The 25,640-nt window shown below is 66.7% G+C and carries 23 protein-coding genes; 11 read left to right on the forward strand and 12 right to left on the reverse strand.

Going from position 1 to position 25,640, the window contains the following annotated elements:
* Positions 1–29: 29 nt before the first annotated feature.
* Both NP825_RS03390 and NP825_RS03395 read right to left on the reverse strand, forming a co-directional pair.
* On the reverse strand, positions 30–596 hold the full coding sequence (locus NP825_RS03390) for a TetR/AcrR family transcriptional regulator (RefSeq protein WP_257548388.1): 567 nt from the start codon (positions 594–596) through the stop codon (positions 30–32).
* A 210-nt stretch (positions 597–806) separates the two neighbouring features.
* On the reverse strand, positions 807–1,754 hold the full coding sequence (locus NP825_RS03395) for an alpha/beta hydrolase (protein WP_257548389.1): 948 nt from the start codon (positions 1,752–1,754) through the stop codon (positions 807–809).
* A 178-nt stretch (positions 1,755–1,932) separates the two neighbouring features.
* Between NP825_RS03395 and NP825_RS03400 the strand changes: the two genes are divergently transcribed.
* Positions 1,933–2,616: a lipopolysaccharide assembly protein LapB gene (locus tag NP825_RS03400; RefSeq protein WP_257548390.1), complete on the forward strand. Its 684-nt coding sequence runs from the start codon at positions 1,933–1,935 to the stop codon at positions 2,614–2,616.
* Between the two features lie 29 nt (positions 2,617–2,645).
* Here the strand turns inward: NP825_RS03400 and NP825_RS03405 are convergent, their stop codons facing one another.
* Both NP825_RS03405 and NP825_RS03410 read right to left on the reverse strand, forming a co-directional pair.
* A complete protein-coding gene (locus NP825_RS03405; protein ID WP_257548391.1) occupies positions 2,646–3,077 on the reverse strand; it encodes a heme-binding protein in 432 nt (143 codons plus the stop codon).
* Positions 3,078–3,100: 23 nt separating this feature from the next.
* Positions 3,101–4,066 carry a DMT family transporter gene (locus NP825_RS03410; protein ID WP_257548392.1) on the reverse strand — a complete coding sequence of 322 codons (966 nt, stop codon included), beginning with the start codon at positions 4,064–4,066 and terminating at the stop codon, positions 3,101–3,103.
* A 98-nt stretch (positions 4,067–4,164) separates the two neighbouring features.
* On the opposite strand from NP825_RS03410, the gene NP825_RS03415 reads away from it, so the two are divergent.
* The 6 genes from NP825_RS03415 to NP825_RS03440 all read left to right on the forward strand — a co-directional run bounded on the left by NP825_RS03415 (position 4,165) and on the right by NP825_RS03440 (position 11,788).
* Entirely contained in the window at positions 4,165–4,653 is a 489-nt protein-coding gene (locus NP825_RS03415) for an Lrp/AsnC family transcriptional regulator (protein WP_257548393.1), read from the forward strand.
* Positions 4,654–4,788: 135 nt separating this feature from the next.
* Entirely contained in the window at positions 4,789–7,014 is a 2,226-nt protein-coding gene (locus NP825_RS03420) for a TonB-dependent receptor (RefSeq protein ID WP_257548394.1), read from the forward strand.
* A 2-nt stretch (positions 7,015–7,016) separates the two neighbouring features.
* Positions 7,017–8,234, forward strand: coding sequence for a cytochrome P450 (locus NP825_RS03425; protein ID WP_257548395.1), 1,218 nt, complete (start codon positions 7,017–7,019; stop codon positions 8,232–8,234).
* Complete coding sequence (locus NP825_RS03430; RefSeq protein WP_257548396.1) at positions 8,231–9,115, forward strand: helix-turn-helix domain-containing protein; 885 nt, start codon at positions 8,231–8,233, stop codon at positions 9,113–9,115. The genes NP825_RS03425 and NP825_RS03430 overlap by 4 nt, the downstream gene beginning before the upstream one ends.
* Before the next feature lie 12 nt (positions 9,116–9,127).
* Positions 9,128–10,240: an NAD(P)-dependent alcohol dehydrogenase gene (locus NP825_RS03435; protein ID WP_257548398.1), complete on the forward strand. Its 1,113-nt coding sequence runs from the start codon at positions 9,128–9,130 to the stop codon at positions 10,238–10,240.
* Between the two features lie 117 nt (positions 10,241–10,357).
* A complete protein-coding gene (locus NP825_RS03440) occupies positions 10,358–11,788 on the forward strand; it encodes an aldehyde dehydrogenase family protein (protein ID WP_257548400.1) in 1,431 nt (476 codons plus the stop codon).
* A 144-nt stretch (positions 11,789–11,932) separates the two neighbouring features.
* On the opposite strand, the gene NP825_RS03445 is transcribed toward NP825_RS03440, so the two are convergent.
* From NP825_RS03445 to NP825_RS03475, 7 genes are all read right to left on the reverse strand, one after another.
* Entirely contained in the window at positions 11,933–13,741 is a 1,809-nt protein-coding gene (locus NP825_RS03445; RefSeq protein ID WP_257548402.1) for a diguanylate cyclase, read from the reverse strand.
* 53 nt (positions 13,742–13,794) lie between these two features.
* Entirely contained in the window at positions 13,795–14,646 is an 852-nt protein-coding gene (locus NP825_RS03450; protein ID WP_257548404.1) for a MaoC family dehydratase N-terminal domain-containing protein, read from the reverse strand.
* Positions 14,646–16,235 carry an acyl-CoA dehydrogenase family protein gene (locus NP825_RS03455; protein WP_257548406.1) on the reverse strand — a complete coding sequence of 530 codons (1,590 nt, stop codon included), beginning with the start codon at positions 16,233–16,235 and terminating at the stop codon, positions 14,646–14,648. The genes NP825_RS03450 and NP825_RS03455 overlap by 1 nt, the downstream gene beginning before the upstream one ends.
* A complete protein-coding gene (locus NP825_RS03460; protein WP_257548408.1) occupies positions 16,235–17,446 on the reverse strand; it encodes an acetyl-CoA C-acetyltransferase in 1,212 nt (403 codons plus the stop codon). The genes NP825_RS03455 and NP825_RS03460 overlap by 1 nt, the downstream gene beginning before the upstream one ends.
* 132 nt (positions 17,447–17,578) lie before the next feature.
* A complete protein-coding gene (locus NP825_RS03465; RefSeq protein WP_257548409.1) occupies positions 17,579–18,775 on the reverse strand; it encodes a CoA transferase in 1,197 nt (398 codons plus the stop codon).
* 153 nt (positions 18,776–18,928) lie between these two features.
* On the reverse strand, positions 18,929–20,098 hold the full coding sequence (locus tag NP825_RS03470) for an acyl-CoA dehydrogenase family protein (protein WP_257548410.1): 1,170 nt from the start codon (positions 20,096–20,098) through the stop codon (positions 18,929–18,931).
* A 10-nt stretch (positions 20,099–20,108) separates the two neighbouring features.
* Positions 20,109–21,026, reverse strand: a complete 918-nt coding sequence (locus NP825_RS03475; protein ID WP_257548411.1) for an SDR family NAD(P)-dependent oxidoreductase — start codon at positions 21,024–21,026, stop codon at positions 20,109–20,111.
* A 105-nt stretch (positions 21,027–21,131) separates the two neighbouring features.
* On the opposite strand from NP825_RS03475, the gene NP825_RS03480 reads away from it, so the two are divergent.
* Complete coding sequence (locus NP825_RS03480; RefSeq protein ID WP_257548412.1) at positions 21,132–21,869, forward strand: IclR family transcriptional regulator; 738 nt, start codon at positions 21,132–21,134, stop codon at positions 21,867–21,869.
* A 78-nt stretch (positions 21,870–21,947) separates the two neighbouring features.
* Complete coding sequence (locus tag NP825_RS03485; RefSeq protein WP_257548413.1) at positions 21,948–23,171, forward strand: NAD(P)/FAD-dependent oxidoreductase; 1,224 nt, start codon at positions 21,948–21,950, stop codon at positions 23,169–23,171.
* Positions 23,172–23,231: 60 nt separating this feature from the next.
* Here NP825_RS03485 and NP825_RS03490 read toward each other — a convergent pair whose 3' ends face one another.
* Positions 23,232–23,867: a DUF4126 domain-containing protein gene (locus NP825_RS03490; RefSeq protein ID WP_257548414.1), complete on the reverse strand. Its 636-nt coding sequence runs from the start codon at positions 23,865–23,867 to the stop codon at positions 23,232–23,234.
* Positions 23,868–23,961: 94 nt separating this feature from the next.
* On the opposite strand from NP825_RS03490, the gene NP825_RS03495 reads away from it, so the two are divergent.
* Together NP825_RS03495 and NP825_RS03500 are read left to right on the forward strand one after the other, a co-directional pair.
* Positions 23,962–24,747: an NUDIX domain-containing protein gene (locus NP825_RS03495; protein WP_257548415.1), complete on the forward strand. Its 786-nt coding sequence runs from the start codon at positions 23,962–23,964 to the stop codon at positions 24,745–24,747.
* Positions 24,748–24,923: 176 nt separating this feature from the next.
* Positions 24,924–25,163, forward strand: a complete 240-nt coding sequence (locus tag NP825_RS03500) for a hypothetical protein (protein ID WP_257548416.1) — start codon at positions 24,924–24,926, stop codon at positions 25,161–25,163.
* Positions 25,164–25,640: the final 477 nt, after the last annotated feature.

A 25,640-nucleotide genomic window follows, 5' to 3' on the forward strand; every position in this document is an offset into this window, starting at 1 on the left:
CGCCCCGCCTTTTTGGAAGGAGACGAATGCTACAGCGGCCCGATGACGAACATCGGCAGCAGTTTTGCCGCCAGGCTGCGCATCGCGTCCTCATCCTGGCCCAGCATGTCGCGCAGGTGCGGGCCGATTACGGCATCCCCAAACGCGCACGTTGCGACCATCAGCACGGCGGAGCGGACGCGCGGATCGGCGTCCTCGTCGAGGAATTTGTCGCGAAAGGCGACGACCAGCGTGTTCACCGCCTCGCGCACCGGCTCCAGATGCGAAAAGTCGCGCGACAGGGCGATCCAGGCGGCAAGCTGGCCCGCGCCGCCCTCGCCGAAAGCGTCGAACACCTGATCGACGATCACCCGCGGCGCAGCGCCGTCGGTCTTGATCCGCTCGACCGCGCTGTCGAGCGCGTCGGTCAGGTCGCGGATCATCGATCCCATCAGCGCCGATTGCAGGTCGGCGGCCGAGCCGAAATGATAGAGGACATTGGCGTGCGACATGCCGATCGCCTCGCCGACATTGGCGAGCGTCACCGCGCCCGGACCGCCTTCGAGCAGCAGCTTGCGCGCGGCGATCAGCCCCTCTTCGCGCGCTTTGTCCCCCATCCACTTGCGCCGCCGGACCCGGGGCTCCTTCGGAACTTTCGCCACTTCGGTCAATGATGGTCCCTCTATTCCCCCGGTGCGTGGGACGGCGGCGCGTCGGCGCGGCGGGGTGGCCGCCGACGGCACAATGCCGTGACTCCTGAACCGCCATCGCGCGTTCGTCAATATGACAGCGCACACGAAGGAGGCGCCGGACCGGAAGAGGGAGGGTCAGGCGGGGATGGCGGCCAACCTCTGCCGAAGCCAGCGATGGCCGCGCTCGCGGACCTTCGCGGCATAGGCGCCGGGAAAGTGGATGATCCCGTGCGGCGCCTCGGGTAACAGCTCCAGTTCAACCTCAACCCCGGCGGCTTGCAGCCGCTCGGCAAGCTGGATGCTGTCGTCGCGCAGCGGATCGATGTCGCCGACGACGATCAGCGCGGGCGGCAAGCCGGTCAGATCGCCGTAAAGCGGTGAGAGATCGGGCCGGCGCCTTTCCTCGCGGGTCAGGCCGGGACACAACCGCGCGATCTGGCGTTCGAGCGTGGGGCCGTGGAGGACGAGACTGTCCTTGCCCGCCGTCATGGCGCTGGGCGTGCCGCCGAGGTCGTAGACGCCATAATGCAGGACCATGCCGCGAAAACGGCTGCTCCACTCCGGCAGGTCCTTGAGCATCAGCGCGACCGACAGCGCGAGATGGCCGCCGGCGGACTCGCCGGTGAGGAATATCGGCAAGTGCGCGACATCCTGCCGCTCGGCGATCGCCAGCGCCGCCGCCGCGCACTCGGCCTGGATCGCCGCGATCGAGCGCGGCATCGCGAGCCTGTAGTCGACCGAGAAGACCAGCAGGCCGCACGCCTCGGCAAAACCGGCATTGAGCTTGTCGTCCATCGCGGCGAGGCCCACCGCCCAGGCGCCGCCGTGGAAATCGATCAACACGCCCTTGGGTGGGCCCTCGGGCCGCAGGATGCGGACGCGGGTGCGATTGGGCGTCGGGAGGCGCGACAGAGTCAGGGCGATGCCGCGGCGGCGGACCCGCGCCGCAGATCCGATCGTAGCCGCGTGCAAAAGCCGCCGCGTAAGCCACAGCCGCGCGCCGCCCGTTACCTTCAACCGCGGTGCCCAGCGAAGCAGGCGGTTCCGCCTTCGCTGCGCCCGGATATCCCCTTCGCTCACCATCGGCCCACCTCATTAATTTGACATTGAATTATATTAACACCCATCAAAATGGAACAGATCGCCAAAAATCACGCTCCATTCAACGGAATGGCGGCGCAACCACTATTTATAATTGACATCAATGTCAAATACGGGCAATCTAATCTCGAACAGGGCAACCGACGGGAGTTTTCGACACATGCATAAATCGACTGCCTTTCTGGGCGCCGCTGCGATCGTTCTCGCCGCGCCTGCCGTTTCGGCCGCGAGTCCGCGTGCCACGCTCGTCACCGCGGCGTTTCAGACCGGCGGCAAGACACAGGCGCTGGCGTTGGTGAACCAGGCCATCAAGACGCTCGATGCGACGCTGGCGAAGGAGCCTGCAAATCGCGACGCCCAGCTTCAGCAGGGGATCGCTTATGGCTATCGCGGCAAGCTGACGCGGTCGCTGGGCGACGCGCGGCGCGGACGCGATTTGCTGACGACCTTCGCGAACCGTCATCCGAGCGATCCCGAAGCGCAGATCGCGCTCGGCGGATGGCATCTCACGGTGATCAACGAGGTCGGCGGGTTCGTCGGCGGCTCGGCGCTCGGTGCGAGCAAAAGTAAGGGGCTGGCGGCGCTGAACAAGGCGGTGAGCCTTGGCGGCAACCGCGCCTTCTTTCCCGCTTACGCGGGGCTGGCGCGCGTCGCGCTCGACGCGAAGGACGCCCCGGCAGCAAAGCTGCTGCTCGACAAGGCGGTACGTGCGCCGGCCCCGGCCGAAGTCGACCGGATCACGCAGGCGGCCGCGAAGCGTGTCGCCGCGCTGATCCAGGCGGGCGACCACAAGGGCGCCTCTCGCCTCGCCGAGCAATTATTGCCGTTCGGGCGGATATCCTGACGCGGCGGTAGGGCAGGGAGGTTGCGACGCTATTCGGCCGCGAGGCCGACCGCCGCGAGCGCTTTCGTCGCGACCTCCATGTCCTGATGATAATGGCCGCCGCTGATGCCGAGGCCGCCGATGACCGCGCCGCCCTCCTTGACCGGATAGCCGCCACCGAAGGTGACGAGGCGGTCGGTGTGGACGATGCCGTGGAGTAGCGGCGGGTCGTTCTTGATGAACTCGTGCCACGCATGCGTCGCCATGCCGAAACCAGCGGCGGTATAGGCCTTGTTGATCGCGATGTCGGTGCTGAGCAGCGGTGCGCCGTCCATGCGCAGGAAATGAAGGAGATTGCCCGCGGCGCAGGAGACCGCGATGCACATTGGCACGCCGATTTCCGCAGCGGCCGTCGCCGCTGCGTCGGTCAATTCGCGCGCGGACGCGGCGGATATGGTGGCGATCGGGCGGCTGTGCGTCATCCAGAAACTCCTTAGTAAGCTAATTACTCAGGGGCCTCCATTGCCAGCTTCGTCGGCCTTGCGCCAGCCCCGCCGTGTGCCGCGACGCAGGCAAGCACGCTTGCGATGACGAAGCCGAACGCCGCTGCTTCGAGTGCGGTTGGGCCGCGCTGTTCCCACCAGAAGGCGTAAAGAAGCGCGAACAAGGTCTCGAATAGGATCATCTGCCCGGTGAGCGCGAGCGGCAGCAGCCGGCTCATCCGGTTCCACAGCGCATTGCCCGCGATCGACGCCAGCAGCGCCACCCCGACCGACACGCCCGCGAACAGCAGCCAGTCAGGGGCACCATGACGCCAATTTTCGAGGAAGAGCGCGAGCGGAAGCAGCAGCAGGCACTGAGCGCCCGTGGCGATTCCGATGAGCAGGCTCCAGTCGTGGGCGGAAATCGCGTCGAGGCGGGCGAGGGCGCGGCTGTTGCGGACCGCATAGGCGGTCCATGAGGCGAGCGCGCCGATCGCGCAGGCAAGGCCGATCAGCGGCTCGATCGATGCGCTGTCGAGCAGCGCGAACGCCTGCCATCCGACGCAGATCGCCCCGGCGCCGCAGAGGAGGAGCGAGGGAAGCAGCCGTCGGAGCGGCACGGCATCGGCGTCGCGCCGGCCGATGATCGTCACCGCGACCGGCAGGAAGCCGATGACGAGCGAGGTCATCGCGATGCCGCCCGCCTGCACCGCCGCCGACAAGAGCACATAGTAGAGCGTGTTGCCGAGCAGTGCGAGCAGGGCGAGTTCGCGTCCGTCGTGCCGAGCGAGATGCGATGCGAGCATCCGGCGGCGCGGCGCGATCAGCGCGAGCGAGAGCAGGCCATAAGCCAGATACCGCCCGATCGTCAGTTGCAGCGGCCCGAAGGCCGAGGCGAGTTGCGGCGCGAGGAAGACGAGACCCCAGAGCGCGCCGGCTCCCATGCCATATGCCACCCCGGCGAGGGTCGCCTTTCCGCCTTGCGCCATGGCCCCGATTCCTTTGCCGTCGAACGGCGCGGCGATAGCATCGACGCGGCGAGCGAAGCGCTCTTGATCGCACCGGTAAATGCAACAAAAGTGCGTCCATGTCCCGTTCCGTCCACCGTTCCCCGCGCGCGCTCGATTCGTTCGACAAGGCGATCCTCCGCCTCGTCCAGCGCGACAACAAGATACCGCAGCGCGCGATCGGCGAAGCGGTCAATCTCTCGGCAGCGGCGGTGCAGCGACGGATCGCGGCGATGGAGGCGGCCGGAATCATCCGGGCGAATGTCGCGCTCCTTGATCCGGCGGCGGCGGCGCTGACGATCACCTCGATCGTCGAGGTGCGGCTGATCGACGAACATGCGGCGACGGTCGAGGCCGCCAAGGCACTGTTCCGGGCCACGCCCGAAATCCAGCAATGCTATTATGTCACCGGCGGGATCAGCTTTGCGCTGGTGATCGTCACGATCGACATGCCCGCCTATGAGGCGCTGACGCGGCGCCTGTTTGTCGAAAATCCTGCCATCGAAAGCTTCCGCTCGCTGATTGCCCTCGACCGCGTGAAGGCCGAAACGGGCGTCATCATCCCCTGATGGGGAGCGACAGGTCGGGCGCCCGGCGCGCAAGAAATGTCAAATCTCGTTGCAAGCGAGGCTAAAGCCACGCGGGGGGCGCCGATCTAATTCTTTTCCATGAGGTTCGCAGAGGCCTCGATCGGGAGAGATGATATGGCAAGCATGGCCTTTTCGCGCGCGCTTCTCGCTGCGCTCGCAATTTCGACATCGACCGCCGCGCTGGCGCAGGAGACGGGCGGCGCGTCCGCCGGGACCGACGCCGCCGACGGCGACATCGTCGTCACCGCGCAGCGCCGTGAACAGTCGCTGCTCGACGTGCCGCTCGCGGTCACCGCGCTCGGCGGCGACACGCTCGCCGAACGCGGCATCACCAATTCGGCGCAACTCGGCGATGCGGTCCCCAATCTTCAGATCAACAGCCCCTATGGCGATACGCAGCCGAATTTCTCGCTGCGCGGCATCGGGGTGGCGAACGAATATAACAGCAATCAGGCGTCGCCCGTGGGGGTCTATCTCGACGACGTCTATCTGGCGCCGCGCACCAGCCACGGCATGGGGCTGTTCGACCTCGACCGCATCGAGGTGCTACGCGGGCCGCAGGGGACGCTCTTCGGGCGCAACACCACCGGCGGGGCGATCAACTTCATCACGAAGAAGCCGGGCCTGTCGGGCACGAACGGATACGTCCAGCTCGGTTACGCCAATTTCGACACGATCACCGCGCAGGGCGCCGCCGAGGCGACGCTTGCCGAGGATGTCGCGGGGCTTCGCCTCGCGGTCAATTACGCCAAGGGCGACGGGCAGATCAAAAATGTCTTTCCCGGCGGGCGCGACGCGGCGTCGGTCGACACGCTGCAGGGCCGCGCCTCGCTGCGCCTCAAGCCGGTCGAGACGCTCGACATCGTGCTGCGCGCTTATGGCGGGCGTGATCGCGGGACGCAGGCGGCGGTCCACGGCCTGGGCGCCTTTCGCACCGGGCTCGGCTTCTTCGAGACCGACGAGAACCGCGTCGGCGAGAACCGCACCGACGCATGGGGTTTCTCGGCCAATATCGCGCTCGAACTGAACGACCGGCTCAGCCTGACCTCGATCACCAGCTATGATGGCGGCAAGCAGGATCTGCAGCAGGCGGCCGACGGGTCGCCGCTCGACCTGCTCGATATCAACTGGCGCTCGCGCTACCGCCAGTTCAGCCAGGAATTGCGCGCCAATTACGACGGCGACGGCATCACCTTCGTCGGCGGGCTCTTCTATGGCTGGGACCGCAATATCACCGACAACCGGTTCAACCTGCCGCTGCCCCCGGCGGGCGGCTTCTTCCAGCATTACCGGCAGGTGCGCAAAAGCTATGCGGTGTTCGGCCAGGCCGACATCGACCTCGCCGACCGGCTCGTGCTGACCCTGGGTGCGCGCTACACCACCGACAAATCGCGCTACGACGACGCCTTCGCCTATCTGTTCGTCGGCGGGGTCGACGATCCCGACACGCCGATCGCGACGACGGTGCCCTGCGCGGGCGTCGCGGGCACCTGCGCCTATGATCCCGATGCGCGCTTCGCGCTCGCCGACACCAATCACGCGCTCACCGGCCGCGTGGCGCTCAGCTATACGTTCGACAGCGGGATGTTGCTCTATGCCAGCTACAATCGCGGCTATCGCGCCGGGGCGGTCAACGGCGGTGGCTATACCTCGTCTAGCGGTATTTCCTATATCGAGCCCGAGCGGGTCAACGCCTATGAGGTCGGGATCAAGGGCCGCGCGGGCGGGCGCCTGCTCACCTATGCCGCATCGGCTTTCTACTATGACTATTCCAACCAGCAGCTTCAGGACACGCGGGCGGGGCCGGTTTCCTTTCTCGTCAATGCGCCCTCGTCGGAAGTCTATGGCCTCGAGGTCGAAACGACGCTGCGCCCCGCCGCCGGCTTTCGTATCGACGCCTCACTCGGCTGGCTGCATTCCAAATATAAGGAGCTGACGCTGCAAGGCGCCGACCTTTCGGGCAATTCGCTTCCCTTCGCGCCCAAACTCACCGCGCAGCTCGGTTTCGAGTGGGACATGGTCGACATTGCCGGCGGTACGCTGACTTTCGCGCCGAACATGGCCTATTCGAGCCGCCAGTATTTCTCTCCCTTCAACGAGATCGACGCGCCCGGCACGCCGCAGGTGAACAGCGAGTTGCAGCAGGGGGCGAACGCCAAGGTCAACGCATCGCTGAGCTGGTCGAACGATGCGCTGACGGTTCGGCTGTTCGCCAACAACCTCTTCGATCGTAAGACCTATGGCTATGGGCTCGACCTGCGCGGTGCGGGCTTCCCGTTCAATTTCCTCGTCCCCGCCGCGCCGCGCACCTATGGCGTCAGCCTGCGCTACGGCTTCTGATCATGGCGGCTGTCGACCTCAAGAATCCCGATCTCTACGTCGGCGCCATGCCCTATGCCGAGCTTGCGGCGATGCGCGCCGCGGGAACGGTCCACTGGAACCCGGAGGTCGATGGCGCGGGCTTCTGGGCGGTGTTGGGGTTCGACGACATCGTCGCGGTATCGCGGCAGGCCGACCTCTTCTCCTCGGCGCATGAAAATGGCGGGCACCGCATCTTCAACGAGAATGAGGTCGGGTTGACCGGAGCGGGCGAGGCGGCGATCGGCATCCCCTTCATTTCGCGCGATCCGCCGACCCACACCCAATATCGCCGCTTCGTCATGCCCGCGCTGTCACCCGCGCGGCTCGACGGGATCGAGGCGCGGATCGCCGAGCGGGTCGAGCGACTGTTCGCCGCCGTCCCCTTGAACGAGACAGTCGACATCCTGCCGCTGCTCACCGTCCCGCTCCCGCTGCTGACGCTCGCCGAACTGCTCGGCGTGCCCGCCGAGATGTGGCACGACCTCCACCGCTGGACCGACGCTTTCGTCGGCGAGGACGATCCCGATTTCCGCCAGTCGCCCGAGGCGATGGCGGCGATCATGCAGGAATTCATGGGCTTTGCCGCCGCACTGTTCGACGAACGCCGCGCGAGGCCCGGCCCCGACATCGCCTCGCTGCTCGCGAACACCGAAATCCATGGCGAGCCGGTGCCGCTCGGCGATTTCATCGGCAATCTGATCCTCGCGCTCGTCGGCGGCAATGAGACGACGCGCAACTCGATCAATCACAGCCTGATCGCCTTCGCGGCCAATCCTGATCAATGGGACGCCGTCCGCGCCGACCCCGATCTGTTGCCGAACGCGGTCAAGGAGATGGTGCGCCATGCCAGCCCGGTGATCCACATGCGCCGCACCGCGACGCGCGACACCGAACTCGGCGGGCAGGCGATCCGCAAGGGCGACAAGGTCGTCGTCTTCTATCCCGCCGGCAACCGCGATCCGGCAATCTTCGCCGATCCCGACCGCTTCGACGTGACGCGCCCGATCCGCCAGCATCTCGCCTTTGGCGCGGGCGTGCATGTGTGCGTCGGATCGCGGCTGGCGGAGATGCAATTGCGACTGGCCTTTGCGTGGATGGCGCGGCATGTTCGGCGCTTCGAGGTCGTGAGAGAGCCGAACCGCGTGCGGTCGAACTTCATCAATGGCTTCAAACGGCTCGAGGTCAGGCTGGTGACGTGAAACAGGACAGCGTCTGGGATAATAAGGAGATCATCTGCGACGTCCTCGGCCGCGCGCCCGATGTCGAGATGGGATCGTTCGGCGACGGTTGGTCACTCTGCCGCTGGCGCCAGTTCGTCGGCAGCTACACCTTGCCCGCGCTGCCGCAGCCGATCTTCACCGTCCATGTCGCGGGCAAGCCGCAGGTCAAGACGTGGGACAGGGACGGCTGGACCGAGACGAGTTCGATCCCCGGCTGCGCGACGATCGTCCCCGCGGGGATGCCGACCGGCTGGCTCGTCGATGGCGAGCTCGACGTCGTGACGCTGTCGATGTCGTCGGATGTGCTCGCGGGGCAGCCGCACGCCGATCAGTTCAGCCGGATGCGCTTTGCTTTCGCCGATCCGTTGGGGGTCGCGCTGACCCGCCAGATACTCGCCGAGCTTTACGCGCCGCAGGCCGAGGAACGCACCGCCTATGTCTCGGCGATGGTCAATGCGTTGAAGGCGCATATCCTCTCGGGACCGCCCGCGCATGGCAATCCCACCGAAATCCCGGTGTCGGATTTTTCGGCCTACCGCCTTCACAAGATCATGAACGCAGTGCTCGCCAACCCGGCGGAAGAGCATAGTCTCGAAGCGATGGCGGCGGTCGCGGGGGTCACGCCGTCGCATTTCTGCCGCCTGTTCAAGAAGGCGACGGGCATTTCGCCGCACCAATATGTGATGAAGGCGCGGCTCGACCGCGCGCAGCAGATGCTCGTCCAGACCGACCTCAGCCTTGCGGCGCTGTCCGAGGCGACGGGTTTTACCAGCCAGAGCCATTTCAGCCGCGCCTTCCGCGCCTGGTTCGGCATGGCGCCGAGCGACTATCGCCAGCAGGAACGGCGCGGGCTTCATTGAACGGAGAAGGATATGACCGAAGCGACGGCCGCCGTGGTGCGACAGCCCGGCGGCGATTTCACGATCGAAACGATTGCGGTCGAGGAGCCGCGCGCGGGTGAGGTGCGGGTGCGGATCGCGGGGGTCGGGCTCTGTCACACCGACCTGATCTTCCGCGACCAGTTCGCGCCCTTCGCGCTGCCCGGCGTGCTCGGCCACGAAGGCGCGGGGGTGATCGAGGCGGTGGGCGAGGGGGTCGAAGGCCTCGCCGTCGGCGACGCCGTCGTCGTCGGCTTTTCGAGCTGCGGCGCCTGCCCGCGCTGCGACGAGCATCTGCCGAGCTATTGCCAGAGCTTCGTACCACTGAACTATGCCGGGATGCGGCTCGACGACGGCTCGACCGCCTATGCGAAGGGCGATGAGCGGATCACGTCGCATTTCTTCGGTCAGTCCTCTTTCTCGGCGCTCACCGTCACCCGCGCGCGCAATGTGGTGAAGGTCGATACGTCAAAGGTCGAGCTCGAACTGCTCGGGCCGCTTGGGTGCGGGTTCCAGACCGGCGCAGGCGGCGTGATGAACTCGCTCGCTTGCCCCGCAGGATCGAGCATCGCGATCTTCGGCGGCGGCCCGGTCGGGCTGGCGGCGGTGATGGGCGCGGTGATCCAGGGCTGTTCGACGATCATCCTCGTCGAACCGATCGCCGCGCGGCGCGACATCGCCAAGAGGCTCGGCGCGACGCATGTCGTCGATCCGGCCGAGGCCGGCGATCTGGCCGAAGCGCTGCGCGCGATCGTTCCGGCCGGGCTCGATTTCGCGTTCGACACCAGCGGCGTCGTGCCCGTCATCGAGGCGGGGCTCGCCGCACTCGGCAGCCATGGCGCGATCGGGCTCGTCGGCGTGCCCGCGCAACGCGACGCCGCGATCAGCGTCAACATCGCCGCGCTGATGACCCCCGGCCACCGCATCATCGGGATCATCGAGGGCGACAGCGACCCGCAAAGCTTCATCCCCGAACTGATCGCGCATCACGCCGCGGGACGCTTCCCTTTCGACACGCTGATCCAGACCTTTCCGCTCGCCCGGATCAATGAGGCCGTCGCTGCGCAGGCGCGCGGCGAGTGCATCAAGGTCGTGCTGATACCATAGGATTGAAATTCCCCGTTTGCGCTGAGCTCGTTGAAGGACCGTTCTTCTTTCGAACGTCGAAGAAAAGGGCAGCGCCTCGACAAGCTCAGCACGAACGGGAATGAGAGGAGACGAACCATGGAATTCGACCGCGACTATGCGATGCTGATTGGCGGCAAACTGGACGCCGGCAGCGCCCGTTTCGATGTGCGCAACCCCGCGACCGAGGCGGTGATCGCCAGCGTTCCCGATGCGGGGCGCGACGACCTCGACCGCGCGATTGCCGCTGCGCGCGGCGCTTTTCCCGGCTGGGCCGCGACGCCGATCGCCGAACGCAAGGCCGCGCTGAACGCGATGGGGCAGGCGGTGCTCGCCAATGCCGACGCTTTCAAGCGCCTGCTGACCGCCGAACAGGGCAAGCCGCACGCCGAGGCCGAGGGCGAGATCATGGGCGCGGGCTATTGGCTGATGGGCGCCGCGAGCCTCGATCTGCCGGTGACGGTCAACGAGGACAGCGACGAACGCTATAGCGAGACGCGCCACATCCCGCTCGGCGTCGTCGGCGCCATCGCGCCATGGAATTTCCCGATGATCCTCGCGATGTTCAAGGTCGGCCCGGCGCTGCTCGCGGGCAATACGATGGTGCTCAAACCTTCGCCGTTCACGCCGCTGGCGACGCTCAAGTTCGGCGAACTGGTCAAGGACCTGCTGCCGCCGGGCGTGCTCAACATCGTCACCGGAGGCGATGCGCTCGGCCCGTGGATGACGAGCCATAAGGGCTTCGACAAGATCAGTTTCACCGGATCGACCGCCACCGGGCGCCGGGTGATGGAATCGGCAGCGCCGACGCTCAAGCGCGTCACGCTCGAACTCGGCGGCAACGACGCCGCGATCGTCATGCCCGATGTCGATGTCGAAAAGGTCGCCGAGGAACTCTTCTGGGCCGCCTTCCGCAACAATGGCCAAATCTGCATCGCGACCAAGCGCATGTATGTCCACAAGGACATCTACGAGCCGCTGAAGGCGGCGCTCGTCGCCTATGCGAAGACGGTGAAGGTCGGCGACGGGTCCGAACAGGGGACGCAGATCGGCCCGATCAACAACGAGGCGCAATACCACCGCGTGCTCGACCTGATTCAGGACGCGAAAGACAAGGGCTACAAGTTCCTCGTCGGGGGTGAGGCGGCGGAGGTGCCGGGCTATTTCATCCCCGTCACCATCCTCGACAATCCGCCCGAGGACAGCCGCATCGTGCAGGAGGAGCAGTTCGGTCCCGTGCTGCCGCTCCTCAAATTCGACGATCTCGACGAGGTCGTCGCACGCGCCAATGCCACCGATTACGGCCTCGGCGGCTCCGTCTGGGGCGCGGACGAGGACAAGGCGTTCGCAATTGCCGAGCGCATCGCGAGCGGCACCGTCTGGGTCAACGAGGTCCAGCATCTGTCGCCGACCGCAGCCTTCGGCGGCATGAAACAGTCGGGCGTCGGGGTCGAGGGCGGGGTCGAAGGCCTGCTCGAATATACGAACGCGCAGACGATCGTGCGGCGCAAGAAGGCCGTGCCCGCCTAGAGCCTGATCGTTTTTGACGGAATCGTCATCCCGGCGAAGGCCGGGATCTCGCCGTCTCGATCTGACGCACCGGCGAGATCCCGGCCTTCGCGATGACGAGATAAGGAAGGCGGTGTTTGAGCCTAACCCGATCACGATCGAGCGTCAGGTAGCCGCGAACGCGTCGCGCTGCTGCGCCATTTCGACGCGGTCGCGCCCCATTGCCTTCGCGCGCAGCAGCGCGGCGTCGGCGGTGCGCACCAGCCGGTCGGGCGGACAATGGAGCGGCGTGATCGCGATCCCGATCGAGACGGTGACCGGGCCGAGATTGCCCGCTTCGCTGCCGAGCTGCAGGCCGGCAATCCGCTGCCGGATCTCCTCGGCGCGCGTGCTCGCCTGGTCTGCGGAAAAGCCCGGCAGCAGGACCATGAACTCCTCGCCGCCATAGCGGAAGGCGAGCCCCGCTTCGCGCGTTGAACTCGCCAGCACGCGCCCGACCTCGCGCAGGATCATGTCCCCGGCATCGTGGCCGTGGACGTCGTTGAACCGCTTGAAATGATCGACGTCGACCATCAGGCAGCCGAGATCGCGGCCGAGCCGCCCGGCCTCTGCGAGTTGCACCTCCAGAAGCTGGTCGAGCTGGCGTCGGTTCGGCAGGCCGGTGAGCGGGTCGGCGAGCGCCATCTCGCGCAGCGTTTCGCGGAGCTGGAGGTTGGCGACCGCGAGCCCGATATTCTCGGCCAATATGTCGAGATAGATTTCGGGGCCGGTCAGACCGTCGCCCCGCGCATCCTTGGGTTCGAGATAGAGCAGTCCCAGCGTTTCGCGCTGCGCGATCAGCGGCAGGCACAGCGTGTCGAGCGGCGCATCGCCGCTCCGCTCGACATGATCGCACGGTACGTCGATGCTGGCGCCCGCGGGCCGATGCGGAACGCCGCGCCGCAGCGCCCAGCAGGCAAGCGCCGAAAACTCGGGCCTCGAATGAACGGGATCGAGCCAGTTGGTCGCCTCGACCACCATGTTGCGCCGCTGGTCGAGCAGATAGAGACGCCCGGCGAGTCCGGGCGCGATCTCCGGCATGAAGCGGCCGACGACCTCTTTCAGATCATCCATCGTGTCGCAGCCCTGCAGCCGCTGCGTCATCCGCGACAGCAGGTCGCGCATCGACCGGTCGGCGTCGCGCTCGGCCTCCAGCCGCAGGCGTTCGAGGCCGTTTTCGCGGAAGATGCGGATCGCCTGCGCCATATCGCCGATCTCGTCGATCTGGTCGATCGCGGGTGGTTCGGCCTCGAAATCCTGCCGGGCGAGACGGTTGACGACGTCGCTCAATTTGACGACCGGGTGCAGGACGCGTTGCTTGAAGACGAAATAGAGGACGCAGAGCACGAGCAGCGCGGTCAGCGCGAGGACGATCTCCGAAATGCGCTTCCACAGCCGCGACAGGTCGGTCGCGGCCGCGACCTGCCGTTCGGTGCGGCTTTCGAGCCGGTCCTGAAAGCGCCTGAGGTCCATTTCGGCGCGGTCGAGCTGCCGCTCATATTCGGCGCCGAACAGGAGCTGGCGGGCCTCTGCCTCATTGCCCTTTTCATGCGCCGCCAGCGCCGCGCTCTGCTCGTCGCGGAGCAGGTCGGCGAGCCGCACCGCCTCGCCGAGCGCCGCAAGCTCGCTTTCGGAAGCACCTGCATCGCCGATATGCGCGATCCGCTGCTCGACCGGTTTGAGCGCCGCCGCTTCGGCGCGGTAACCAACCAGATAGGTCGCGTCGCCGCTGTTCACATATTGGCGCGCGCGGTCGCTCAGCGCGAAGATGTCGTCGCCCAGCGTCGCGGTCGCCTGATCGAGCCGGTAGCGTTGCTCGACCGCCTCGCGCTCGCGCTGCTGCGCGTTCGAGGCGAGCAGCATCGTCGTCGACGAAGCGATCGTCAGCACGACCGTCGCGCCATAGGCCCAGTTGGTGATGGTCGCGAGACGCATGACCTTCGCTTAATGGCATCGCGATCTTATGGAAGAGAGAAATGCGCGCCCGGTCAGACGGACGCGGTCGCCGCCATCACCTGCCGCCCGTCGGCCGCAAAGGCCCCCAGCTCGATCGCATCGCCGCTGCCGCGCAGCGCAAGGTGCAGCTCTTCGCCGCAGATCGCAGGCGAGGTGCCGCGAAAGTCGAAGCGCCTGAGGGCATTATCGCCGAACTGCCGCTGCGCGAGATCGAGCAGGAGCGTAGCGGTGAGTGGCCCGTGGACGACGAGGCCCCGGTAGCCCTCTTCCTGCGTCGCATAGGGCAGATCGTAATGGATTCGGTGGCTGTTGAAGGTCAGGGCCGAATAGCGGAACAGCAAGGCTTCCGACGGAATGAGCATCCGGTGCGCGTTCCACGGCGACGGATCGAAACTGTCGTCGCCGGGCGGCGGTGGGGCAGGCGGCGCGCCGGCGGGAGCGGGCTCGCGGAAGACGATCGACTGCGTCTCGCGCACCGCCAGCTCGCCGTCGCCGCGGGTTTCGTGGGCGACTTCGGCGAAGACGAGCTTGCCGCTGCCACCCTGTTTCTCGGTGATCGCGGCGACGCGCGAGCTGCGCACCACCGACTGGCCGGGGCGCAGGGGGCTGAGAAACTCGACCTTGCTCGCCGCCCACATGCGGCGCGGCAGAGGGATCGGCGGCAGGAAACTGTCGTCGCTGTCATCGCGCACCGGATGGCCGTCGGCGCCGAGGCTCGCGGTCGGCGCATCGGGCAGGCCGAGGCACCAGTGATAAGCCTGCGGGACGCTGCCGTCCGCCGGGGCGGGGCGGTCGAGCGTCGCGAGCCAGCGCGCCACCGCGGCCGGATCGATATGGTCGCGGCGCTCATCCTCGCGGCCGATCCATGCGCTCCAGTCGGTCATCAATTGCGTCCTCCAGTCAGCCCGCGCGCGATCACCTGCGCCTGAATCTCCGCCGCGCCCTCGAAGATATTGAGGATGCGCGCGTCGCACAGCACGCGGCTGATCTCATATTCGAGCGCATAGCCGTTGCCGCCGTGAATCTGCAGCGCCGCATCGGCGTTCGACCAGGCAGCGCGTGCGCCGAGCAGCTTCGCCATTCCCGCCTCGATGTCGCAGCGCTTTCCCGAATCCTTGGCGCGTGCGGCGGCGTAGGAGAGTTCGCGCGCCATGATGAAATCGATGAGGCTCATCGCGAGCTTGTCGGTGACGCGCGGGAAATGGACGATCGTTTTTCCGAACTGCTTGCGGGTGAGGGCATAGTCGAGCCCGAGTTCGAGCGCGCGGCGCGCGACGCCGACGGCGCGCGCGGCGGTCTGAATGCGCGCGCCCTCGAAGGTGCGCATGAGCTGCTTGAAGCCTTGCCCTTCCTCGCCGCCGAGCAGGGCGTCGGCGGGCGCCGTCAGCCCCTCGAACTGCAAGGCATATTCGCGCATCCCACGATAGCCGAGCACCTCGATCTCGCTGCCGGTCATGCCGGGGGCGGGGAAGGGATCGGCCTCGGTCCCGCGCGGCTTGGGGACGAGCAGCATCGACAGGCCCGCATAGCCCTTGGCGTCGGGGAGGGTGCGCGCGAGCAGAGTCATCAGGTCCGAGCGGCTCGCGTGGGTGATCCAGTTCTTTGCGCCATCGATGACCCAGTGATCATCTTCGCGCCGGGCGCGCGTCTGGAGCGAGCCGAGGTCGGAGCCGACGTCGGGTTCGGTAAACACCGCTGTGGGCAATATCTCGCCGCTCGCGATTTTCGGCAGCCATTCGGCCTTCTGCGCGTCGGTGCCGCCCATCGCGATCAGCTCGCCCGCGATTTCCGAGCGCGTACCGAGCGAGCCCGCGCCGATCCAGCCGCGCGACAGTTCCTCGGTGACGAGGCACATCACGAGCTTGCCGAGGCCGAGGCCGCCAAATTCCTCGGGGATACAGACGCCGAAGGTGCCGAGTTCGGCCATCGCCTGCACGGTGGCGTCGGGGATCAGGTCATTGGCGAGGTGCCAGCCGTGCGCGTGGGGGATAATCGCGGCATCGGTGAAGCGGCGATACTGCTCGCGGATCGCGTCGAGGTCGGTGTCGTGCAGCGTCTCGCTCGGCCAATGGCCTTCGGCGAGCGCGGCGGCGACCGCGGCGCGCGTTGCCGCATGGTCGGCGTCGAGCAGGTCGGCGCAGGCGTCCGCCAGCGCCCGCGCGGCGGCGGTGAGACCGAGGTCGGCCGGGCGAAACATCTCATTCTGCCCCATCGGCAGGCCGCCGGTGAGCTGGCCGATGCCTTCGGCGAAGGCGAGGGTAGCTATCTTCGCGTCGAGCGGGTTCGCGGCATTGCCCGCTTCAAACCAATCCAGTGTCGCTTCTAGCGCTGCCACCGTCGTCGCAACCCAGGCAAAGCCGTGCGCCGCGCGCTGCTCGCGATCGATCGGCCGCACCGCTAGTCGTTCGGCGAGCGCCGCCTGTGCCGCACCGCGATAAGTCTGTGCCGCTTGCAGGGCGGAGCGCAAGTCCATCAGGCGCGCTCGAAGATTGCCGCGATGCCCTGGCCGCCGCCGATGCACATGGTTTCAAGACCATAGCGGCCGTTCCTGCGAATCAGTTCGCGCGTCAGATTGGCGAGGATGCGGCCGCCGGTCGCGCCGATCGGGTGGCCGAGCGAGATGCCCGAGCCGTTGACGTTGAGGATCTCGTTGCGGCCGTCGTCATCGGACCAGCCCCAGCCTTTGAGCACCGCGAGCACCTGCGGCGCGAAGGCCTCGTTGAGCTCGACGAGGTCGATGTCGCTCCAGCCGAGGCCGTTCCGCGCGAACAGCCGTTCGACCGCGGGAACGGGGCCGATGCCCATGCGGCTCGGATCGCAGCCCGCCGCCGCCGAGCTGTGATACCAGGCGATGGGTTCGAGGCCGAGTTCGTCGAGCTTGTCTTCCGCGACGACGAGACAGGCGGCGGCCGCATCATTCTGCTGGCTCGCATTGCCCGCCGTGACCACGCCGCCTTCCAGCGCGCGCAGCTTGCCGAGCGTTTCCATGCTCGCGTCGGCGCGATAGCCCTCGTCGTGGGCGAAGACGATGGGATCGCCCTTCTTCTGCAGCACCGACACCGGCACCAGTTCGTCGTCGAACAGGCCGTTCGTCCAGGCGGCGGCGGCGCGCTGGTGGCTGCGCACCGCATAGGCGTCGCACGCCTCGCGGCTGATATTATAATCCTTCGCCAGATTTTCGGCGGTCTCGATCATTCCGGTGATGACGCCGAAGCGTTCCACCGGCTGCGACATGACGCGGCCGCGCGTCAGCCGGTCGTGAAAGGTGAGATTGCCCGCGCGCACGCCCTTGCGGATATCGGTGCTGTAGTGCTCGACGTTGGACATCGATTCGACGCCGCCCGCGACGACGATGTCCGACATGCCGGTCTGGACCATCATAGCGGCGTTGACGATCGCCTGCAGCCCCGAGCCGCAGCGGCGGTCGAGCTGATAGCCCGGCACCTCCAGCGGCAGGCCGGCGGCGAGCCACGACCAATGGCCGATGCACGGCGCCTCGCCGTTGCCGTAGCCTTGCGAAAAGACGACATCGTCGACGCGCGCCGGGTCGATCTTCGTGCGCTCGATCAGCGCCTTCAGGATGACGGCGCCGAGATCGCCCGCGGTCATCGACGAGAGCGAACCGCCGAACTTGCCGACGGCGGTGCGGATGGGGGCGACGATGGCGGCGCGGCGCAGGGTCATGTCTGGTCTCCGGTTTGGGCAGGGGTATTTAACCGCTCCGTCACCCCGGACTTGATCCGGGGGCCAGCTTTCAAACGTTGCTTAGCGGGACCCCGGATCAAGTCCGGGGTGACGGAAAAGGGGAAGGCGATCTTAGTCGACACCGACGATACCGGCGTCGATCAGGCGGGCGATTTCGGTCGACGATAGTGACAGGCGTGAGGACAGCACCTCTTCGCTATGCTGACCATTTCGCGGGGCCGGGCGCGGCGGCTCGCGCTCCGATTGCGGAATGGTCGCGAAGGCGCCCGCGGCGGGGTAGGCGAAGCCGCTGGGGTTGGCGGCGGCGCCGAAGATCGGGTTGTCGGCGACCAGCGCCGGGTCGTTCGCGGCGTCGAGCATCGTGCGATAGGGTGAATGGACGATCCCGCCCGCGTCGAAGGCGGCGGCGATGTCGGCGTGATCGCGCGCCGCGATCGCCTGCTCGAACAAAGGATAGAGCGCGTCGCGGTGGGTGAAGCGGAGGCCGTCGTCCTTCGCGAAGGAGACGCCGCGGGCCGCCTCGACCGCCGCGACCGCTTCGCCGAGATTCAGCGCAGCGATCAGGTTCGCCCATTGGCGCGGCGTGACGACGACGACCATCGTCCGCTGCCCGTCGCGGGTGGTGAAATCGCGCCCGAACAGGCCATAGACCGCATTGCCGAGCCGGGGGCGGTTCTCGCCCGAATAGAGCACCTCGGCGATGCCGCCCATATTGGCGACGGTGCCGATCGCGACGTCGGAGAGCGGCAGGCGGACCTCGCCGCCTTCGCCCGTCGCGGCGCGGCGCTGGATCGCGGCGAGCAGCGCGAAGGCGGCATAGGCGCCGGTGAGCAGGTCCCACGCGGGCAGGACGTGATTGACGGGCTCCGGCCCCGCCCCGGTGAGCATCGGATAACCGACGCTGTTGTTGACGGTGTAGTCGAGCGCGGGCGAACCATCGGCCCAGCCCATCACGCGCACGGTGATCAGGTCGGGGCGCTTCTCGGCGAGCAATTCGTGCGACAGGAAGCCGCCGGCGGGGAAGTTGGTGACGAACTGCCCGGTCGCGCGCACCAGCGCCTGTAGCAGTTCGCGCCCCTCGGGCCGGGCGAGGTCGAGTGCGACCGACTTCTTCGCGCGGTTGAGGTTTTCCCAATAGAGCGAATCATTCTCCGCCGTCACCGGCCAGCGCCGGAAATCGGGGCCGCCGCCGATCTGGTCGACGCGGATCACCTCGGCGCCGAACTGCGCGAGGTAAAGGCCCGCGGTGGGGGAGGCGACGAAGGACGACGCCTCGATGACCGGGAGGGCGGAGAGAAGGTTATACATCAGATTCTTTCCCGCCGTGCCCCTGCGAAGGCAGGGGCCCATCTCCGGCGCTATCGATCTCCTGCCACAGCTTGCTCTGTATCGTTAGGGCAGGAGATAGGCCCCTGCCTTCGCGGGGGCACGGTGGGAGAGAGGGAAAGCGGTTCCTCATCTTCAATTCGCCGCCGCGAATTCGCGCAGCATATGCTTGGCGATCTGAAGCTGGAGAATCTGCGTCGTGCCTTCGTAGATGCGATAGATACGCGCATCGCGGAAAAAGCGCTCGGCGTCATATTCGGCGAGATAGCCCGCGCCGCCATAAACCTGCACGCAGGCGTCCACCACGCGCCCGCACATTTCGGATGCAAAGACCTTGAACGCCGCCGCCTTGCGCAGGACATTCTCGCCCGCATCGGCGCGGCGCGTGACATCCGCCATCATGCATTCGGCGGCATAGATGTCGATTTCGCTCTGCGCGAGCATCTGCTGGATAAGCTGGAAATTGGCGATCGGTTCGCCGAACGCCTTGCGCTCGGTCGCGTAGCGCACCGCGCTGTCGAGCGCGCGGCGGGCGTAGGCGGTGGCGGCGGCGCCGACCGACATGCGGCCGTTGTCCAGGCTCATCATCGCATAGGCGAAGCCCTTGCCGAGTTCGCCGCCCAGCAACGCCTCGCCGCCGACGCGGACGTCGTCCATCACGATGTCGGCGATATGGCTGCCCGACTGGCCCATCTTCTTGTCCGACTTGCCGATCGACACGCCCGGCGCGTCCATCGGCACGACGAAGGCCGAGACATGGGCGTTCTTGGGCAGATTCTCCTTTGAGGTGCGCGCCATGATCAGGCCGACCTTGGCGAAGGGCGAATTGGTGATGTAGCGCTTGGTGCCGTTCAGCACCCAGCCGTTGTCGGTCTGCGTCGCGGTCGTCTGAAGCCCCGCCGAGTCCGATCCCGAGCCGGGTTCGGTCAGGCCGAAGCAGGCGATTTCGCCCGAAGCGACGCGCGGCAGCCACTCGGCCTTCTGCGCCTCGGTCCCGCCATTCTTGAGCGCCGAGGCGAACATGCCGATGTTGATCGAGATGATCGAACGGAAGGCCGGCATCGCATAGCTGATCGTGTGGATCGTCTTGACGTACTGGCTGACGTTCATCCCCGCGCCGCCGAACTCTTCGGGGATGGTCAGGCCGAACAGTCCCATATCGCGCATTTCGGCGAGAATATCGTCGGGGATGCGGTCGGTCTCGATGATCTCCTTCTCGGCGGGGAGAAGGCGCTCGCGCACATAGCGCTGAAGCTGCTCGATGAACTGTTCGAAGACGTCCGCGTCCATGCCGGGGTTGCTCATGGGCTGTTCCTCAGATCGGGTCGTAGGGGAAGACGTGCGCCGACACTTCGTCGGCGCGCGCGAAGCTTGGGCGAAAGGCGGGGATCAGTTCGTCGGCGATCGCCTCTGCCGTCCAGCCTTCGAGCTTGGTCATCGAACGCACGGGGCGCGGTTTCGAGAACAGGACGATCTCGTTCTTGCGCACCGAGAAAATCTGGTTGGTCACGTCCTGCGACAGGTCGGAGGCGAGATAGGCGACGAGCGGCGCGATCTTGTCGGCCGACATTTCCTGGATGCGCTTGACGCGTTCCTGTTCGGCGGGCGTCGTCGCGGGGATCGAGGCGGTCATCCGGCTCCACGCGAAGGGGGCAATGCAGTTGGAGCGCACTCCGGCGCGCGCCATGTCGAGCGCGATCGACTGCGACAGCGCGACGACGCCGAGCTTCGCGGCAGAGTAATTGGCCTGCCCGATGTTGCCGATCAGGCCGCTGGTCGAGGTGAAATGGATGAAGCTGCCCGATTGCTGCTCGCGAAAATAGGGCGTCGCAGCCTTCGAGACATTGAAGACGCCGGTCAGATTGACCTCGATGACGCTCTTCCAGTCTTCATAACTCATCTTGTGCCAGATGGTGTCGCGGAGGATGCCGGCATTGTTCACCACGGCGTCGATGCGGCCGAATTTGGCGACCGCGTCCTCGACGATGCTTGCGGCTTCTTTCGGGTCGGCGACATTGCCGAAGTTGGCGATTGCCTTGCCGCCCGCGGCGTCGATGTCGGCCGCGGTCGTTTCGGCCGGCGCGGCGTCGCCGCCGTCGCCCGCCTGCGCGACGCCGGGGTCGTTGACGACCACCGCCGCGCCCTGGGCGGCGCAATGCAGCGCCAGTTCGCGGCCGATCCCGCGGCCCGCGCCGGTGATCGCGACGACCTTTCCGTCAAGGCATCCGCTCATGGCCGCTCTCCCGTTCGATTCGTGTCGATAGCGCGATAGGCGACCGTGCGTATCATTTCAACATTCGGAATTGATTTTTCATAATGTTGAAAATATCTCCGAGCCATGACCGGTCCGGTTCGCTCCGTCTCGCAGGCTTTCGCCATCCTCCGCCTGCTCGCGGAGTCGGGAGCGCTGACGCTGTCGGATATCGGCCGTTTCACCGACCTCAGCCCGTCGAGTTGCCTCAACCTCCTGAAGACGCTGGTTGCCGAGGGCACGGTCGAGCGCGACGCGCGGACCAAGCAATATCGGCTGGCGGTTGCGTGGCAGGCGGCCGATGCGCTCCGCGACACGCGCGCCGCGCGGCTCGCCGACCGCGCGCAGCCGCTGATGGCGCGCTTCGCCCAGCGCGACGAGGCGGCGGTCGGGCTGTGGCGGGTCGTTTCGCGCGACCGCATGCAACTCGCCGCGCGTGCCGAGAGCGACGCCGGCATGCGCCTCAGCCTCGCCGACGGACAACGCCAGCCGCTCGGCAGCGGCGCGGCGGGGCGCGCGATTGCCGCGGTGCAGGGGGTGAGCGAAGCCGAACTGGCGCGGCGCTATGCCCCGGTGCGCTGGCAGGACGCGCTGACGTTCGAGGCTTATGCGCGGCAGGTCGCGGCGGCGGGGGTGCAGGGGTTCGCGATCGATCGCGGTCACGCCCACCGCGGCGTCTGCACCGTCGCCGCAGGAATCGCCGATATCGCCCCCGGTTTCTGCCTGTCCGCTTCGTTCGTCGCCGGATCGCGCAGCGAGGCCGAGGTCGAGGCGCTGGGCGCGGCGCTTGTCGCGCTTCGCGACGAGGTGATACTGTCCGCCTGATAGCCAATGTTTGTTGTGCCGCTGCCTGCGGCGTGCAAGGGCACGGCCGAAAAGCGAGCGCGCCGTAACGGAGGGATTATGCAGTTCGACGTGGTGATCGTGGGGGCCGGACACGGCGGCGCGCAGGTCGCGGTAATGCTGCGGACACAGAAATTCGAAGGCAGCATCGCGATCATCGGCGACGAACCCGAACTGCCCTATGAGCGCCCGCCGCTCTCGAAGGAATATTTCGCGGGCGAGAAGGAGTTCGAGCGCATCCAGCTTCGTCCCGCCAAATATTGGGACGAGCGCGAAGTGACGATGCTGCTCGGCAAGCGCGTGGTGGGAGTCGATCCCGCGGCACATAGCGTCACCACCGACGGCGGCGAGACGATCGGTTACGGCAAGCTCGTCTGGGCGACCGGCGGCAGCCCCCGGATGCTCCCGATCCCCGGCGGCGACCTGCCCGGCGTGCAGGGCGTGCGCACCCGTGCCGACGCCGACGCAATGAAGGCGGCGTCGGAGACGGCGCGGCAGATCGTCGTGATCGGCGGCGGCTATATCGGGCTCGAGGCGGCGGCGGTGCTGACAAAGGCGGGCAAGAAGGTCGTGCTGCTGGAAGCGCTCGACCGCGTGCTCGCCCGCGTCGCGGGCGAGGATCTGTCGCGCTTCTATGAGAAGGAACATCGCGAGCATGGCGTCGACCTCCGGCTCGGTGTCGCGGTCGAAGCGATCGAGGGCACGGATCACGTAACCGGCGTGCGCCTGTCGGACGGCGAGGTCATTCCCGCCGATCTCGTCATCGTCGGCATCGGCATCGTCCCGGCGGTCGAGCCGCTGATCGCGGCGGGGGCCGAGGGTGGAAACGGCGTGCTCGTCGACCGCCATTGCAAGACGAGCCTGCCCGACATCTATGCGATTGGCGATTGCGCGGCGCATGTGAACGAATTTGCCGAGGGGGCGACGATCCGGCTCGAATCGGTGCAGAATGCCAACGACCAGGCGAATGTCGTCGCCAAGGGCATCGTTGGCGACGAAGCGCCCTATCACGCTATCCCCTGGTTCTGGTCGAACCAGTACGACCTCAAGCTCCAGACCGCGGGGCTCTCGACCGGGCACGACCAGACGGTGGTGCGCGGCGACATCGCGAGCCGCAGCTTCTCGATCGTCTATCTGAAGGCAGGCAGGGTGATCGCGCTCGACTGCGTCAATGCGACCAAGGATTACGTCCAGGGGCGAAAGATCGTCACCGCCGGGCTCGTCGCGACGGCCGAGCAGCTTGCCGATACCGACAAGCCGCTCAAGGAATTGCTAGCGGGTTGATCGCTATCCGATCCTCTCTGCCGCGAGGCGGTGGGGAGGACCGATTGCCGAATCGCTGGCCTAAACCGGCGGCAAACGCTCTGCCTCCGGCGGCAGATCGCCGAGCGCGCGTTTCAGCGTCGTCTTGATGTTGCGGAGCAGGCGGCGCAGCGCGACGATCACCACCACCGCGGCGGCGGCGAGCAGGATGGCGATCACGATCGCGAGCGCGGGATAGGCGATGGCGAGCGCGAGCAGGCCGGTCGTCGCGACATCCTCGCCGGTCGAGACCGCGGCGTTGCTGAACGGTTCGGGGCTGATGTTGACGACCGCGCGCGTCGTCGCCTTGGCGCCGTGGCTGAGCAGCGCGCCGCCGCCGCCGAGGAGGAAGGCCACGACCTGCCACGTCGGATCGGAACTATCGACGAGCGCGAGCGCGAGCAGCGCGCCTCCGAGCGGACGGATGACGCTGTGGATCGTGTCCCAGGCCGAATCGATCCAGGCGACCTTGTCGGCGAAGAATTCGGCAAGCGTGCCGACGGTCGCGACGCCGAGTACCCAGGGGTTGGCGAGAACCTGCAGAGCCTTCAGATGTTCGGGCAGCGGCAGCCAGCCGAAATGCATCGCGATGCCGGTGGCGAGAATGGTGAGGTAGAGCCGCCAGCCTGCGAGCAGGCTGAGACTGCCGGCGACACCCAGAATCTCCAATATTCCCATGGCCCTGCTCCCACTGGAGGCCCTTCTTGCACCCTCGTCCGCGCCTCTGCAATGGCCGGATGACAAGCGCGGCGCGCACGGTTAGGGTTTTGGCATGAGTTCATCCGCTTCGCCGTCCGCCGTGCCGGACAACGCCATCCCCGCTGCCACGCTCGTCATCATGCGCCCCCCAAGCGGGGGCGGGCCCGACGAGATATTGCTGGTCAAGCGGTCGACGACGATGGTTTTCGCGGCGGGTGCGGTGGTGTTTCCGGGCGGGCGCATCGATCCCGACGATTATGTGGTCGCGGCGCAGCACGGCTTCGCGCCGGACGATGTCGAGGGCGCGGCGCGGGTCGCGGCGCTGCGCGAAACGCTCGAGGAGACGGGTCTTGCGGTCGGCTGGCCGACGCTCGCCGATCAGGAAACGGCCGCAATCCGCCAGGCGCTGCTCGGCGGGACGCTATTGTCAAAGATGCTGGAGTCGCGGCACGAGCGACTCGCACTCGAATCGCTCGTGCCCTTTGCGCGCTGGTGCCCCAATTTCAAGGAAGCGCGCACCTTCGACACCCGCTTCTATGCCGTCGCCGCGCCGCCGCACGGGCATGAACTGACGGTCGAGGAGGCCGAGCACAGCCATATCTTTTGGGCGAGCGCCCCCGACACGCTGGCGATGGCCGATCGCGGCGACGTGTCGATCATCTTCCCGACCCGCCGCAATCTGGAGAGGCTGGCGCAGACGGGCAGCTTCGCCGATTTTTCGGCGCATGCCGGGCATTTTCCGGTCGAATTGGTCACGCCGTGGGTCGAGGAACGCGATGGCCGCGCGCATCTGTGCATCCCCGATCATCTCGGCTACCCGGTGACGAGCGAGCCGTTCGATCGTATCCGACGTGGATGAATTGGGGCCGATGCAGCGCTTTTCGCTGGTTTAGCAAATTCATAACAAATGGGGGATAGGTCAAATCATCGTTGCAATCGGCAATGACTATGCCTACAGAGGCTGGGTAGATTCACAGCGATAGCCAACGCGTTGGTGTGATTCGATAAGACTAGTTCCAGTGGACGGAGAAGAAGATGAACCTGCTTAAGAAAGCTGCGATCTCCCTCGCGGCAACGTCGATGATTGTGGCTCCGGTTGCCGCTTCGGCTGCTACCTCGCTTGATTCGGCTCGTGCCACGTCGGTTGTCGGCGGCGAAAGCGAACTCGAAGGAAGCACGAGCTGGATCATCGCTCTCGTTGCTCTGGCCGCGATCATCGGTGGCATCATCCTGGCATCGGACAACAACAGCGACAACCCGACCAGCCCCGGCTGATCCGGCATCGCCGAGATAATCCAAAAGGCTCCGAACGAAAGTTCGGGGCCTTTTGTGCGTCTGGGGCTTGGGGATTGAGCTTCGCTCATTGGCCGAACAGCAGATGGTCGAAACGGGGTGGGAGGCTGCCCTGCCTTCGTGCGTCATCGTGGCGCGAGGCCGGTTGGCGCGAGGGCGACGTAGCAATTCCAAAGTTCAGGAAAGTTCAGCCTATTGCATCGCCCCGATGCGGGTATCGCGGCGCGCAGAACGCACCCGGCACGTCTCGCCGTGATCGCTCCCGCAAGCTGGGGCGCGGCCGCCTTTATCCACCAAATGAAAGAGCCGGATGAACGCTGGCATAGCCGGATAATGTAGGAAAGGCCTATTTGACGGCGCTGCCTGCTCTGGGGTGGGGGGCGGCCCCTTCCCAACTTTCGTCATTCCCGCGAAAGCGGGAACCCGGAGTGGGGTCAGCCGATGCACGCTCTGGGTTCC

Origin of the sequence: Sphingopyxis sp. DBS4, from assembly GCF_024628865.1 — a bacterium.
Taxonomy (GTDB): domain Bacteria; phylum Pseudomonadota; class Alphaproteobacteria; order Sphingomonadales; family Sphingomonadaceae; genus Sphingopyxis.

Coding starts and splice junctions, on each gene's coding strand:
- NP825_RS03500 (WP_257548416.1), top strand. CDS start 24,924: ATGAACCTGCTTAAGAAAGCTGCGATCTCCCTCGCGGCAACGTCGATG.
- NP825_RS03390 (WP_257548388.1), bottom strand. CDS start 596: ATGGGGGACAAAGCGCGCGAAGAGGGGCTGATCGCCGCGCGCAAGCTG.
- NP825_RS03460 (WP_257548408.1), bottom strand. CDS start 17,446: ATGACCCTGCGCCGCGCCGCCATCGTCGCCCCCATCCGCACCGCCGTC.
- NP825_RS03490 (WP_257548414.1), bottom strand. CDS start 23,867: ATGGGAATATTGGAGATTCTGGGTGTCGCCGGCAGTCTCAGCCTGCTC.
- NP825_RS03455 (WP_257548406.1), bottom strand. CDS start 16,235: ATGGACTTGCGCTCCGCCCTGCAAGCGGCACAGACTTATCGCGGTGCG.
- NP825_RS03485 (WP_257548413.1), top strand. CDS start 21,948: ATGCAGTTCGACGTGGTGATCGTGGGGGCCGGACACGGCGGCGCGCAG.
- NP825_RS03405 (WP_257548391.1), bottom strand. CDS start 3,077: ATGACGCACAGCCGCCCGATCGCCACCATATCCGCCGCGTCCGCGCGC.
- NP825_RS03440 (WP_257548400.1), top strand. CDS start 10,358: ATGGAATTCGACCGCGACTATGCGATGCTGATTGGCGGCAAACTGGAC.
- NP825_RS03495 (WP_257548415.1), top strand. CDS start 23,962: ATGAGTTCATCCGCTTCGCCGTCCGCCGTGCCGGACAACGCCATCCCC.
- NP825_RS03425 (WP_257548395.1), top strand. CDS start 7,017: ATGGCGGCTGTCGACCTCAAGAATCCCGATCTCTACGTCGGCGCCATG.
- NP825_RS03465 (WP_257548409.1), bottom strand. CDS start 18,775: ATGTATAACCTTCTCTCCGCCCTCCCGGTCATCGAGGCGTCGTCCTTC.
- NP825_RS03445 (WP_257548402.1), bottom strand. CDS start 13,741: ATGCGTCTCGCGACCATCACCAACTGGGCCTATGGCGCGACGGTCGTG.
- NP825_RS03435 (WP_257548398.1), top strand. CDS start 9,128: ATGACCGAAGCGACGGCCGCCGTGGTGCGACAGCCCGGCGGCGATTTC.
- NP825_RS03450 (WP_257548404.1), bottom strand. CDS start 14,646: ATGACCGACTGGAGCGCATGGATCGGCCGCGAGGATGAGCGCCGCGAC.
- NP825_RS03415 (WP_257548393.1), top strand. CDS start 4,165: ATGTCCCGTTCCGTCCACCGTTCCCCGCGCGCGCTCGATTCGTTCGAC.
- NP825_RS03480 (WP_257548412.1), top strand. CDS start 21,132: ATGACCGGTCCGGTTCGCTCCGTCTCGCAGGCTTTCGCCATCCTCCGC.
- NP825_RS03400 (WP_257548390.1), top strand. CDS start 1,933: ATGCATAAATCGACTGCCTTTCTGGGCGCCGCTGCGATCGTTCTCGCC.
- NP825_RS03410 (WP_257548392.1), bottom strand. CDS start 4,066: ATGGCGCAAGGCGGAAAGGCGACCCTCGCCGGGGTGGCATATGGCATG.
- NP825_RS03475 (WP_257548411.1), bottom strand. CDS start 21,026: ATGAGCGGATGCCTTGACGGAAAGGTCGTCGCGATCACCGGCGCGGGC.
- NP825_RS03395 (WP_257548389.1), bottom strand. CDS start 1,754: ATGGTGAGCGAAGGGGATATCCGGGCGCAGCGAAGGCGGAACCGCCTG.
- NP825_RS03470 (WP_257548410.1), bottom strand. CDS start 20,098: ATGAGCAACCCCGGCATGGACGCGGACGTCTTCGAACAGTTCATCGAG.
- NP825_RS03420 (WP_257548394.1), top strand. CDS start 4,789: ATGGCAAGCATGGCCTTTTCGCGCGCGCTTCTCGCTGCGCTCGCAATT.